Origin of the sequence: Streptomyces antimicrobicus, from assembly GCF_020532625.1 — a bacterium.
Taxonomy (GTDB): domain Bacteria; phylum Actinomycetota; class Actinomycetes; order Streptomycetales; family Streptomycetaceae; genus Streptomyces; species Streptomyces antimicrobicus.
In genome coordinates, this window is the sequence record NZ_JAJAUY010000074.1 from 1 (window position 1) to 12,806 (window position 12,806).

A 12,806-nucleotide genomic window follows, 5' to 3' on the forward strand; every position below is an offset into this window, starting at 1 on the left:
TCGGGTCCGGGCGCCCGCGCGGGGCCTGGCGCCTGCGCGCGCGGGAGTTCGTACGGCGGCCGGGAGCCGACCGGGCTCGCGTCGAGACGGGCGGTGATCACCAAGGTGCCCTCCTCGATCTGGTAGTCCAGGGGCAGGCCGAGGCCGCGCATGGCCGCGACCATGCCGGTGTTGGCGGCCTGGGTGACGGCGTAGACGCTGTCGCAGCCGGCCTCGACCGCCATGCCGACCAGCCGGCGCAGCAGTTCCGAGCCGATGCCGCGGCGCTGCCACTCGTCCTCGATGATCAGCGCGACCTCGGTCTCGTCCCCGTCCCACAGCAGGTGGCCGAGGGCGACGAGCCGGCCGGAGGCCGTGGTGGCGGCGAGCGTACGGCCGAAGCGCGGGCTCAGCAGATGGGTGAGGTAGCGGTCGGCGTCGGCGACCGGGCCGTGGTAGCGCAGGCCCAGCGTGCGCGGCGAGCAGCGCTCGTGCATGGCGCGGGCGGCCGCCAGGTCGGCGGGGTCGGCGCGGCGCACGGTGATCTCGTTGCCCTCGGGCAGGGTCAGGACGTCCCGGCCGCGCGGCACCCGCGGACCGAGCCGGGCGTCGAGCTCCACGAGCGCGCGGGCCCGGGCGAACTCGGTCGGCGTGAACGGCAGGTAGGGCCGCTCGACGGTGATCGCGCCGCCCGAAGGGTCGCGCAGCTTCATCACGCCCCCCTCCAGCACCCCCTCGACCGGGGCGTCGGCGCCCCGGTTGGGGCGGCCGGTGAGGGTGGTCGCGGGGATCGAGTGGATCGTGCAGCGGCCCAGCAGCTGGCGCAGCGCCAGCGGCAGTTCGGCGGCGTCCATCGCGGTGCGGGTGGCCAGGCCCAGCACCCGGGTGGGGCCGTCGACCAGGTCGTGCGCGTCGGCGCGCTCGATCCAGGTGCCGGTGCCGCCGCCCTGGGCGACCGCCCGGGTCAGCTCGGCCGGCGCCAGCGCCTGCGGGGCGCGCAGCAGCAGCTCGTCCACGGTGCCGCCCTCGGCGAGCGGGTGCGTCTGGAGCGTCAGGATGTCCACGCCGTGCGCGGCGAGTGCGCCGCACAGCGCGGCCAGGGTGCCGGGCTCGTCCCGTACGGTCGTGCGCATCCGCCACAGCGCGGTGGCCTCGCCGGGGACCGCGGGGGCGCCGGCACGGGGGGCGCCGGTACCGGGCGTGCCGGCACCGGGTGTGCCGTGCGGCGGCGGGGGCGGCGCGTGGCTGTGGCGGCGCGCCCACCAGGTGTGGAAGGCGGCCGTGACCAGCAGCGCCACGGCCGAGGCGGCGAGGAGCACGGGGCCGCTCGGCCCGTGCACGACGAGATTGGCGATGCCGTCGGCGACCGCGACGGCGCAGAAGAGCGCGGCGAGCTCGACCACGTCGCGGCGCCAGTGGTGACGGCGGTGGCTGGAGGCGGGAACGGGGACGGGGACGGCGTCACGGTGAGTCATGGACACCACTGTCCCCAAGGGGTGTTGCGTGATCACGAACTGTCTGTGACCGAATGGTTAAGGATCCATCTGGTCGCTTTGGCGCTCCCGCCCCGATATGTCCACCCGGTGGGTTCGGCGCTCCGCCGCCGTGTCACTGCCCGACGCGGCCGGGCCGGAGAGTCTTGCTGAAGAGTACGGAGCCCCCTTCGCGGCGCAGCCGGACGGTCAGCTCGCCACTGTCCCCGTCGATGTCGACCTCGCCGTAGTACGGCGGGTTCTCGGCCGGCGACATGTTGGGCACCGGGGCGGACTGCACGAACTCCGTCCGCGGGCCGAACGTCGCGTCCAGCGCGCCGTGCGGGAAGCCGCCCGCGGCGATCGGGCCGGAGACGAACTCCCAGAACGGCGCGAAGTCCTTGAACGCCGCCCGCTCGGGGTCGTAGTGGTGGGCGGCCGTGTAGTGGACGTCGGCGGTGAGCCACAGGGTGCCGGTGATGCGCTCGTGCTTGATGTGCCGCAGGAGCTCGGCGATCTGCAGCTCACGGCCGAGCGGCGCACCCGGGTCGCCCTGGGCCACGGCCTCGAAGTTCACCGACCCGTCGGGAACCACGATGCCGAGCGGCATGTCGGAGGCGATCACCTTCCACGTCGCCCGCGAACGGCACAGTTCCCGCTTGAGCCAGCCCAGCTGCTCGGCGCCGAGGATGCCGACCGGGTCGTCGGTGCGGCGGCCGGGGGAGTTGGCGTTGCGGTACGTGCGCATGTCGAGCACGAACACGTCGAGCAGCGGACCGTGGTGGTGCACCCGGTACATCCGGCCCTCGGTCCGGCCGCCGCGCAGGTCGGTGACGGGGAAGTACTCGGAGAACGCCCGGCGGGCCCGGGCCGCGAGCACGTCGACGTCCTTCACCGTGTAGCGCGGGTCGTCCAGGATCTGGCCCGGGTACCAGTTGTTGCGCACCTCGTGGTCGTCCCACTGGGCGATGACGGGGACCTGGGCGTTGAAGGCCCGCAGGTTCGCGTCGAGCAGGTTGTACCGGAAGTTGCCGCGGAACTCGGCCAGCGTCTCGGCGACCTTGGCCTTCTCCTCCGTGGTGACGTTGCGCCAGACGCTGCCGTCGGGGCGGGCCACGGCGGCCTGGAGGGGGCCGTCGGCGTAGATGGTGTCGCCGCTGAAGAGGAAGAAGTCGGCATCGCGCCGGCGCATCTCCTCGAAGACGCGGTAGCCGCCGCGGTCCGGGTTGATGCCCCAGCCCTGGCCGGCGAGGTCGCCGGACCAGTGGAAGCGGACACCGGTACGGCGGCCCGCCGGGACGGTGCGGAACGTGCCGCGGACCGGCTCGCCGGTGCGCCGCGGGTCGTCCGGGTCGGCCAGCACCACCCGGTAGTGGACCTGCTGCCCCGGCGGCAGGGCGTGCAGGGTGGCGGTGCCGGTGAAGTCGGTGCCGGGGCCGAGCAGCGGGCCGGGGTGGCGGCGTACGGCGTAGCGGAAGGACTCGCTGGGCGAGGTCTCGACGTACATCCGCGCGGGCCGGTCCGCGCGCGTCCAGACGGTGGCCGAGTGCGCGGTGACCTCCCCGGACTGCACGCCCCAGGGCGCCTCCGGGCGCCCGGAGCGGGCCTGGGCGGGGGCGGCGGCCAGGGCGGTGGGCGCGGCGACGGCGGCGGAGACGGCGAGGGAACCGCGCAGCAGGGACCGGCGGTCGGGTCGGGCGAGGGGCATCGGGGGCCTCCAGGGACGGGTCGGACCAGTGTGCCGAGGACACACCGGCCCTCCACGTCGCACGCGCGAACCGCTGGTGAACAGACGTCAGACAGTTGTGCGGGTGGGGGTTCGGTTCGGGGGGTGGGGGTTGGGGGGCTTGGGCCCCGGAGGGGCGGGAGGGTCGGGAGGGTCGGGAGGCCGGGAGGGGCGGGAGGTCGCGGCGGGCCGGGGAGGGCCGGGGAGGGCGCTGAGGCTCGGGAGGCCGTTAGGCCCCGGACTCCGGCGCAATCCCGCACTGCTCCACTCCCACGGCCCACCCTGTACAGCACCGCTCCCTCCGGCACCCGGCGCCTCCGGCACCCGGCCCCCCTACGGCTCCCGGAGGCGCCGGTCCGGCTGAGCTGCCCCGCTGACCTTGGTCCGCTTCACCCTGGTCCCCTTCACCCTGGTCCCCTTGAGCTCGGTCCCGATGCTTGGCAACGGGGGACTTGGGGGGCCGCTGAGGGGGGCTCAGCGCGCCTGCCGGACCGACCGGATCGGTCGGTCCGCGGGCGCCGCGCCGGTTGCGCCACTGGTTGCGTCATCGGTTGCGCGATCGGCCGCACGACCGGCTGCGCGGGCGCCGGTACGGGAGGGCGCCGATGAGGGGGTCGGCGAGGCCGTCGGGGACGCCGTACGCGCGGTGTCGAGGATGACCCGGGCGACCAGGGCGGGGTCGTCGTTCATCGGCACGTGACCGCAGCCCGGGAGCCGGACGAGGCGGGCGCCGGGCAGCGTGTGCTTGGCCCGCACCCCCTGCCGGGGCAGCAGCAGCCGGTCGCGGGAGCCCCAGGCGATGGTCAACGGGACGTCCGGCACGTCCGCGGTGAACCGGACCGAGCGGCCGGCGGCCAGCGTCGGCTCGAAGCCGGTGGCGCCGCGCAGCGCCAGCGTCTCGTCGACCACGGCCTGGGGCGCGCGGCGCCCCGGACGGGCATAGATGGTGCTGGTCAGCGCGGCGCGGCCGGCCGCGGTCCGGGCGAGGCGATCGACGGCGGGGCGGGGCAGGGCCCGGGCGCCGGCCCGCATCGCGCGCAGCGCGGTGAAGGCGTAGCGGCGTTCGGTCTCCGTCCAGAAGCCGGCGGGGGAGAGAGCGGTGACGGAGCGGACCAGGCGGCTGCGGCCCATCTCCAGGGCGAGCAGTCCACCGAGGGAGTTGCCGGCCACGTGGGGACGCTCGACCCCGAGCGCCGCGCAGAACGCCGCCAGGGCGGAGGCGACGGTGGCCAGGTCGTAGGGGACGCCCTCGGGCAGCGGCTCGGACGCGCCGAAGCCGGGCAGGTCGACGGCGATCACGTCGTGGTCGGCGGCCAGGATGTCGGTCACCGGGCGCCAGGCCTGGAAGTGGTGGCCGATGCCGTGCAGGAGCAGGAGCGGTTCGCCCGCGCCCTGGCGTTCGTAGGCGGCGGTGGCGGTTCGGGGGCCGTGCGGAGAGTCGATGGTGAACGAGACCGTGGCGGTGGCGGTCATGCTGCTCCTCGGCGTGCGGCTGCGGCGTGCGCGTGCGGACGATCGGGCGGTGGTGCCTGGGGGCTCGGCGGTGGCGCGGACGGGCGGACGAGCGGCCCGGCCCTGTAAGACTCCCCGTCAGTAATGATTACCGCCGGGTAGCGAACCAGTACAAGACCCCGGACCCGCCGCGAACGACAAGACCCGGCACGGCGGGGGGCGCGCGCCCTGACACGAGCTCCGGAACACAACACGACACGAGACCCCGAACGCCCTCGAGAACCACGCCACGAACATCGTGTGAACGGCTTGATACGTATGCCCGATCTGCCCGGCAAGGGATGAGGATTGGTCTTGACCAAGGGGGTGCGCCGTCCTATCGTCGCAGGGATAGTGCAGGAACCTTTAATAAACAAAGGCGCGGAACTGCCGCTGGAACACGGCGATTGCAGCGATGGCAGGAGGAGTCAGGGTGGGGACCACGCAGCTCGAATCGGTGCCGGAGCCGAAGTACTGGCACCTCAAGACGGTGCTGAGCGAGGCGCTCGACCAGGACTTCGCCGTCGGCGAGGTGCTGCCGAACGAGCGTGAACTCGCGGCCCGTTTCGGCGTCGCCCGCGCGACCCTGCGCCAAGCCCTGGAACAGCTCGAACTCGAAGGCCGTCTGCAACGGCGCCGCGGCGTCGGCACCACCGTCGCCCCGCCGCGCGTGGGCGTCGCCGTCGGCAGCACCGCGAACGGCTGGCCCGTGGAGTCCGTCGACGGCTGGGAGCTCGTCGGCGCCACCGAGGCGGAGCCGCCCGCGGCCGTCCGTGCCCTGCTGGGCACGCCCGAGGGCGAGAGCGTCCACACCGTCCGCCGCACCCGGATCACCGGCGGCCAGGCCGTGGCCGCCGAGCTCCTCTACGTCCCCGCCGCCTCCGCGCCCGGACTGTCCCCACTCGACGCCCCCTCGGGCCCCGCCCGCGCCCGCGCCGTCCTGCGCGAACTGCAGCGCCTGGTGCTCGACGGACAGGACCGCTCGGTGGAACTGGGCTCGGCCCGCGCCGACGACGCCAAGGAACTCGACCGCCTCCCCGGCGCCCCGGTCCTCGTGGTCACCACCCGCTACTTCACCTCGACCGGCACGGCCGCCGTCTCGATCGCCACCTACCGGGCGGACACCTGCCGCCTCACCTTCACCGACTCCCTGGACCTCAACCTCACCTCCCCCACTGCCTGACCCACCGGCCCCGGCCGGGGCCTGAGGCGAGCCCCAGACTCCGGCTCGGCCGGCCCCCAAGACCGTGCCCGCCGGCCGGTCCAAGGCCGGGCGAGCCACCCTCGCCCGGAGCCAGCCAGGTCCCTCAGGCCGCCGACGGAGCCAGGATCGGTAGCCGAGTCGGAAAAGGGACCGGGCAACGGAACCAGCGCGGGCGGCCGGGCCGGGCCGGGCAGCGGCGGGCCGGAGCCGGCGGGCCCCTCACCTGGCGGAGCCAGGAACGGCTGCCCTGACCCGACCCGAAGTGGTCGCCTATGCACGGCGCCGATGCGTGCCGAGCCGGGTGTGGTCCGCGGCGCGGGGCGCCCCCGCTGCGAACCGGTACCCAGGGCGGCCGACCATGCACGGCCCCCGGAGCTGGCCAGGTCCCCGGCCGCCAACCTTGTCCGCGGCCGCGCAAACGGGCAGGCCGGGCAGGCGGGGTAGACGGGGAGGCCGGGCAGCGGCGGGGCAGAGTCGGCGGGCTCCCGGCAGGCCGGGCGGAGTCGGCGGGCCCTGGCGGGCCGGGAGCCAGGCACGGCCGCCCGGAACCGGTCGGAATGGGCGAGGGCAGCCGACGGCGCCTACCGCTGGGCTCGGGCCGGGGCCGCAGCCGGAGCCGTGCCCAGGGCGGGCGGCGCCCACCAAGACCGACGATGCCTGGCCCGAACCCACGGCGGGCGGCGGCGACCCCTGGGGAAGGGCAATGCCTCGAGGACGGGGGCCAGCGGGCCCGCGGCAGGAGAGGGGGGGCAATGGCCTCGGGGACGGGAGCTGGCGGCCAGGAACCAGCGTGCCTGGGACCGGGAACCGGCGTGCCCGGGGTGAGGCGATGGCATCGCAGACCGGAGCCGGGGGGACCGAGGGCCGGGGCCAGGGCCGGAGCCGGGGGACCGGGGACCCGGAACTTCGGTCGGGCCGAGCCCGACCGGGACCCGGCCAGCCCGGGAAAAACGAGGTCAGCGGCGGCGTGTGGTGACCGTCTTCTCCACGGCGAACAGCTCCTCCTCCACATGGTCCAGCGCCAGCCGCAACGCCCCCGTCGCCACCGCCGCCTCACCCAGCAGCGACAGCGCCACCCGCGGCGGCCGCAAGCAGTACCGGGCCAGCTCCCGGCGCAGCGGTTCGAGCACTCCGTCCAGCCCGGCGGCCCAGCCGCCGACCACCACCAGCTCCGGGTCCATCGCCAGCACCAGCGCGGCGACATCGTGCACGAGCCGCTGGATGAACCGTTCCAGCGCGGCCACCGCCCGCTCGTCCCCCCGCTTGGCCCGGGCGAACACGTCCGCGACCGCCCGCTCGTCCAGCGGATGCAGCGGCTCGTCCGTCGTGGACAGCAGCTTCTCCGGCCGCGCCTCGCGGCCCAGCAGATGCAGCGCGCCGATCTCGCCCGCCGCCCCGCCGAACCCGCGGTGCAGCCGGCCGCCGATCAGCGACCCCGCACCGGGGCTGAGCCCGGCCATGACGAACACCATGTCGTCGGTGTCCTGCGCTGCCCCCTTCCAGTGCTCGCCGACCGCCGCCGCGTTCGCGTCGTTCTCCACCCGCACCGGGCACCGGAACGACCGCTTCAGCCGATCGCCCAGCGGCAACCCGGTCCAGCCCGGCAACGCCGTCCCCAGCCGTACCGTGCCGTCCGCCTCCACGATGCCCGGGCTCGCGACCCCGACCGCGCGCAACGAGTCCCGCGGTACGCCGGCCCGCCGCAGCAGGTCGGCCACGCACGCCCGGACCTTCTCCAGCCGCTCGTCGGCCGACGCCGTCTCGGCGACGTCCTTGGTGCCGGCGCCGATCACCCTCCCGTCCAGCCCCGACAGCAAGGCCGCGATCCGGTGCGAGCCGATCTCCACCCCGAGCAGATGACCGGCCTCCGTGCGGAACCGGTACCTCCTGGCAGGCCGCCCCTGCCGCCGGGCGCCTTCCTCCGCGACGGCCTCGACCACCAGGCCCGTGGCGATCAGCCCCTCCACGACCCCCTCCACGGTGGGCCGCGACAGCCCGGTGACCCGGGTCAGGTCGGTGAGCGTCTGCGAACCGGCCGCACGCAGTGCCCGTAGCACCACCGCGGAATTGATCCGCCGGAGCAGAGAGGGATCCCCGCCGGTCAGCTGCCCCAACGTGTGTCCTCCCAGCTAGCGCGCCTGTCAGCCGGATCGTACTGTGCGGTCAGGACGGCGGCGAGAAGCAACCCCTGCTCCCCGGGCACCACCCCCACCGATCCGCCTCAGGCCGGAGTGACGAACCCCGACTCGTACGCCGTGATCACCGCCTGGGTACGGTCTCGCGCACCCAGTTTCGCGAGCACCGCGCTCACGTGCGACTTCACCGTCTCGAGCCCCACGTACAGCTCGGCCGCGATCTCCGCGTTCGTCAGCCCCCGGGCGATCAGTCGAAGCACCGCCTCCTCCCGCTCGGTCAGCGCGGCCCGCTCCAGTGCCTCCCGCGCCTGCCGGTTGCCGTACTCGGCGGCCAGTGACCGTACGGCCGCGGGGAAGAGCAGCGTCTCTCCCTCCGCCACCAGCCGGACCGCGTGCACGATCTCCGCGGGCCGCGCCCGCTTGAGCAGGAACCCGTCCGCTCCGGCCCGCAGCGCCTGGTAGACGTATTCGTCGTTCTCGAAGGTGGTGACCACCAGGATCTTCGGCGGATCGGCGATCGTTTTCAGCACCGCCTTGGTGGCCTCGATCCCGTCGAGGAGCGGCATCCGGACGTCCATCGCCACCACGTGCGGGCGCAGTTGGCGGATCAGCGGGATCACCGCCGCCCCGTCGGCGGCCTCCCCCACCACCTCGATGTCGGCCTGGGCCTCGAGGACGGCCCGCAGACCGGCGCGGACCAGGGGTTCGTCGTCGACGAGAAGCACGGTGATCGGCATCCGGTCAGGGTATTCGCTCCAACGGGAGCCGTACGCGCACCCTCCATTCGTCGTTGTACGGACCCGACTCGGCCTCGCCGCCCAGCAACGCCGCCCGCTCCCGCATCCCGCGCAACCCCGAGCCGGTGCCCGTCGTCAGCCGAGGTCGGCCCGTCGGCAGCGGATTGGTCACCTCCAGATCGAGACCCCTGACGTCCACGCTCACCCGCACCTGCACCGGCACCGGACCGCAATGGCGCAACACGTTGGTGAGCGCCTCCTGCAGGATCCGGTACCCCTCGCGGGTGACCGGGCCGGGCAGCCGCTCCAGCGGCCCGGACAGCTGGGACTCCACCCGCGCACCGGACGAACGCGCGGACTCCAGCAGCCGGTCCGCCTCCTGCAGGGTCGGCCGCTGGGACGGGGGCTGCGCCGACTCACGCAGGACGAGCAGCACCCGCTCCAGATCCTCCAGCGCCGCCCGCCCGGTCTCCTCGATCGCGGCCAGCGCCCGTTCGGTGAACGCGGGATCCCCCGCCTCCCGCGCCGCCCCGGCCTGCATCACGGCGACGGTCAGCGCGTGCCCGATGGAGTCGTGCAGTTCCCGGGCGATCCGGTTCCGCTCGAGCAGGTCCTCAGTACGCTTCTCCAGCTGCGTCATCCGCTCCGCCGCCGAAGGTCCCAGCAGCCGGGCGGCGATAGCGGTCACCAACCGGCCCAGGACGACCACGATCGCCAGCAGCAGGACCAGCAGGAGCGGAGCCAGGACCAGGCAGAGCCAGCGCGGCGGCAACCCGGGAAAGACCACTGCCAGCATCGAGCCGTCCCCCACCGGTTCGCCGGCAGCCCGGAGGAGGAGTTCGACCGCCGTGGCGGGCAGCCAGACGGTCGGATACATCGCCAGGAACGCGATCACCAGCCGTATCTCCAGCCACAGGACCGTACGCCATCGGTCGCCCCACCGGGCCGAGGCAGTGGTGGAGATGAGCGGCTCGTCCGCCTCGCGCTCACGTGGGCCGAGGAGAAGGAACTGGGCCTGGAGGCCTTCGGCCAGGCGCACCCAGGGGAGCAGCCCGAAGGGCGCGATGATCAGCGCCGGCATCCAGGGCGCTTCCGGCTCTATGAACATCCAGACGGCGACGATGAGTACGGGCGTGACGAGGTGGAGCCAGCGGGTGTAGGTCACCCCCCGGAGCGGTGCGTGGAGCAGAGATTTCATGCATGCATCGTGACAGCCGGCCCCCGCGCGGCGTCTCCCCCGTGCGGGGGAGACGATCCCCTCGGGCGGGGGAGGAACGGAGGTGGGGGCGGGGGCGAGCCTTGAGCCATGAACCGCATCGAGATCCGCGAACTCACCAAGGCATACGGCTCGACCCGGGCCGTGGACCACCTCACCTTCGACGTACTGCCGGGACGGGTCACCGGCTTCCTCGGCCCCAACGGAGCCGGCAAGTCCACCACGATGCGTCTGCTGCTCGGGCTCGACCGGCCCACCTCCGGGACCGCCACCATCGACGGCCGCTGCTTCGCGGACCTCAGGGAGCCGCTGCACCATGTCGGCGCGTTGCTGGACGCGCAGGCGGCGCACGGCGGCCGGACCGCCCGGGACCATCTGCTCGGCCTCGCCGTCAGTAACCGCCTCCCCCGCCGCAGGGTGGAAGAGGTCCTGGAGCGTACGGGCATCGCCGCGGTCGGTGGGCGCCGGGTGAAGACCTTCTCCCTGGGCATGCGCCAGCGTCTCGGTATCGCCGCCGCGCTGCTGGGTGACCCGGGCGTGCTCCTCCTCGACGAGCCCACCAACGGACTCGACCCCGAGGGCATCATCTGGATCCGCGAACTGATGCGCGACCTGGCGGCGCAGGGCCGCACCGTGCTGGTCTCCAGCCACCTGATGGCGGAGACCTCCCTGATGGCCGACCATCTGGTGGTCCTCGGGCAGGGAAGGCTCTTGGCCGACATGTCGATGAAGGACTTCATCGACGCGCACAGCACGGCCAGAGTGCGCGTGCGCACCGCCGATCCGGCCCGTCTGGGGGCGGCTCTCGGACGCGAGGGATTGGAGCTGGTGAGCGGGGCCGACGGGTGCTGGACCGTTGACGGCGCGAGCGCCGAGCACATCGGCGGCCTGGCGGCCCGCGAGGGGATACCCGTCCTGCAACTCGTCGACGAGCGCGCCTCGCTGGAGCAGGCCTACCTCGGTCTCACCGCGAGCCACGCCCAGTTCACGGCCGCCGCTCCTTGACCGCCCAGACCTTCACCGACCGACCGCACCACCCACTGAGCGCCGTACCCACCCCGCTCGCGACCCAGGAGGATGCGCCATGAGCGTTGCCCTGCCCACCGTCCCCGTCCTGCACTCGGAATGGATCAAGATACGGTCCCTCCGTGGCACCCTCTGGGCCCTGATAGCCGTCTTCGCGGCCACCGTCGGCATCCAGACGCTGACCGCCGCGGCGATCGGGGACGCCGAAGCGGGGAGCATGGGGGCCGATCCGCTGCTCGCCGCGTTCTACGGGCTGACCTTCGGTCAGATAGCCGCTCTCGCGTTCGGCGCGAGTGCCTTCGCGGCAGAGTTTCACCACGGTGCCCTGCGGAACACGCTGGCCGCCGTGCCCGACCGGACCCGCTTCTACCTGTCGAAGATCTCGATGATCGCCGTGCTCTCCCTGCTGGTCGGCGAAGTTGCCGGATTCGTCACCTTCGTGGCGGGCCAGCAATTCATGGGGCCCTACGCCATCGAGCTCGGTGCCGAGGGGACCGTGCGGGCGATCGCCGGCTGCGGCGTCTACCTGATGCTCATGGCGCTGCTCGCCGCAGGGCTGACGGCGATGCTGCGCAACTCGGCCGCTGCACTGGCGATTCTCATACCGTGCATCCTGATCCTCCCCTTCGTCGTCGGTGAGGCCGCCGGTGGGCTCGTGGACTACATGCCCGACCAGGCCGGGCAGATGGTGATGCGTACGCACGGGCAGGGTGACCTGGGGCCGTGGACCGGATTGGGTGTCATGGCGCTGTGGTCGGCGGCGGCACTGGTCGGCGGCTGGTTCGCAATACGACGGCGGGACGTGTGACGCGGGACCAGTTGTCAGTGGCGCCCGAGATACTGACGCCATGACCACGGCAGAGCATCTCGAGACGATAGACCGGCTCCGGACGCGCGACTTCCCCGACGTCCGGGGGCGGTCCGAGGTGGGCGTGAGCGGCCCCGGCTACCACCTCGCGGAGCTGGGTGGGAGCCGCTGGTACGGCGACGAGGACGCGGCGGACCGCGTGGCCGGGGAGGACCAGGTCTCGGCCGAGTACGACGCGCTCCAGCAGCGGCTGGAGGAGCGGTGGGGGAGGGCCGACAGCTTCACGGTGATGAGCCTGCGGCTGCGAGCGCTCACCGAGGAACTGCCGGAGCCGTGGCGGCAGGTGTGCGGCACCACCGAGCAGGTGGACCTGTGGCGGGTCGAGGAGCGGTGGGTCGCCCTGTACGAGGCGCGCTGGGGGGCTGACCACTCGCCGCAGTTGACCGCCGTGGTCACCGTGGTCGATCCGCCGTAGGTCCGCGTCGCGGCGGACCGCGGCGGGCAGAATGCCGGCAGCCAGGTCTGCCGGCGGACGTGGGGGGACGATGGAGCGACAGATCCAGGAGATCGAGCTGCCCGGCGGGCAGATGGTGCTGGCACGGGTCAGCGTGCTTCGTGCGGAGGAGATACCGGACGCGGCGGGGGACTACGGCTACGAGGATGTCGGGGCGCTCGACCAGCTGACGGCCCGGGTGGATCAGCTCAACGAGTTGGTCAGCGGGCTGGGGGCAGCGGTGCTGCAGGCTGCCGCGGCCGCCGCGCCGGACGAGATCAGTGCCACCTTCGGCATCGAGCTCATGGCGAAGCCGGGCAGAGCCGTGGCCGTGCTGGCGGACGGGGAGGCGAAGGCGGCCCTTTCGGTCACCCTCACCTGGCGGCCTCGGAGCGGGGCCTGAGACCGGTGGCGGCCCCGAACTGGCCTGCCCCGAGCACGAGAGCGGCCCCGAGCACGGGGTGGCCCCGAACAAGGGGGCGGCCACGGACAGGGGGGGGCAGCCCCGAACAGGGTAGG

The 12,806-nt window shown here is 73.8% G+C and carries 10 protein-coding genes and 1 pseudogene; 5 read left to right on the forward strand and 6 right to left on the reverse strand.

All coding sequences use genetic code 11. The annotated features are described in order from the left end of the window. The 3 genes and pseudogenes from LG632_RS18735 to LG632_RS18745 form a co-directional block, all read right to left on the reverse strand. The coding region (locus LG632_RS18735; RefSeq protein ID WP_226728495.1) for a GNAT family N-acetyltransferase at nucleotides 1-1,454 on the reverse strand (1,454 nt) is incomplete at its 3' end. 133 nt (nucleotides 1,455-1,587) lie between these two features. After that, the gene (locus tag LG632_RS18740) at nucleotides 1,588-3,159 is read right to left on the reverse strand and encodes an alkaline phosphatase D family protein (RefSeq protein ID WP_226728496.1); all 1,572 of its coding nucleotides are present in this window, start codon (nucleotides 3,157-3,159) and stop codon (nucleotides 1,588-1,590) included. A 657-nt stretch (nucleotides 3,160-3,816) separates the two neighbouring features. Further along, a pseudogene (locus tag LG632_RS18745) lies at nucleotides 3,817-4,650 on the reverse strand (alpha/beta fold hydrolase); the annotation flags it as partial. Nucleotides 4,651-5,101: 451 nt separating this feature from the next. Here LG632_RS18745 and LG632_RS18750 point away from each other — a divergent pair. After that, a complete protein-coding gene (locus tag LG632_RS18750) occupies nucleotides 5,102-5,851 on the forward strand; it encodes a GntR family transcriptional regulator (protein WP_226728497.1) in 750 nt (249 codons plus the stop codon). A 977-nt stretch (nucleotides 5,852-6,828) separates the two neighbouring features. Here the strand turns inward: LG632_RS18750 and LG632_RS18755 are convergent. From LG632_RS18755 to LG632_RS18765, 3 genes are all read right to left on the reverse strand, one after another. Continuing rightward, the gene (locus tag LG632_RS18755; RefSeq protein WP_226728498.1) at nucleotides 6,829-7,986 is read right to left on the reverse strand and encodes an ROK family transcriptional regulator; all 1,158 of its coding nucleotides are present in this window, start codon (nucleotides 7,984-7,986) and stop codon (nucleotides 6,829-6,831) included. A 107-nt stretch (nucleotides 7,987-8,093) separates the two neighbouring features. After that, nucleotides 8,094-8,744 carry a response regulator gene (locus LG632_RS18760; RefSeq protein ID WP_226728499.1) on the reverse strand — a complete coding sequence of 217 codons (651 nt, stop codon included), beginning with the start codon at nucleotides 8,742-8,744 and terminating at the stop codon, nucleotides 8,094-8,096. A 4-nt stretch (nucleotides 8,745-8,748) separates the two neighbouring features. Then, on the reverse strand, nucleotides 8,749-9,942 hold the full coding sequence (locus LG632_RS18765) for a sensor histidine kinase (RefSeq protein WP_226728500.1): 1,194 nt from the start codon (nucleotides 9,940-9,942) through the stop codon (nucleotides 8,749-8,751). A 108-nt stretch (nucleotides 9,943-10,050) separates the two neighbouring features. On the opposite strand from LG632_RS18765, the gene LG632_RS18770 reads away from it, so the two are divergent. From LG632_RS18770 to LG632_RS18785, 4 genes are all read left to right on the forward strand, one after another. Further along, complete coding sequence (locus LG632_RS18770) at nucleotides 10,051-10,965, forward strand: ABC transporter ATP-binding protein (protein ID WP_226728501.1); 915 nt, start codon at nucleotides 10,051-10,053, stop codon at nucleotides 10,963-10,965. A 79-nt stretch (nucleotides 10,966-11,044) separates the two neighbouring features. Continuing rightward, on the forward strand, nucleotides 11,045-11,794 hold the full coding sequence (locus LG632_RS18775; protein ID WP_226728502.1) for an ABC transporter permease: 750 nt from the start codon (nucleotides 11,045-11,047) through the stop codon (nucleotides 11,792-11,794). A 40-nt stretch (nucleotides 11,795-11,834) separates the two neighbouring features. Then, a complete protein-coding gene (locus LG632_RS18780; protein WP_226728503.1) occupies nucleotides 11,835-12,269 on the forward strand; it encodes a hypothetical protein in 435 nt (144 codons plus the stop codon). A gap of 70 nt (nucleotides 12,270-12,339) precedes the next feature. Next, entirely contained in the window at nucleotides 12,340-12,690 is a 351-nt protein-coding gene (locus tag LG632_RS18785) for a CU044_2847 family protein (protein ID WP_226728504.1), read from the forward strand. Nucleotides 12,691-12,806: the final 116 nt, after the last annotated feature.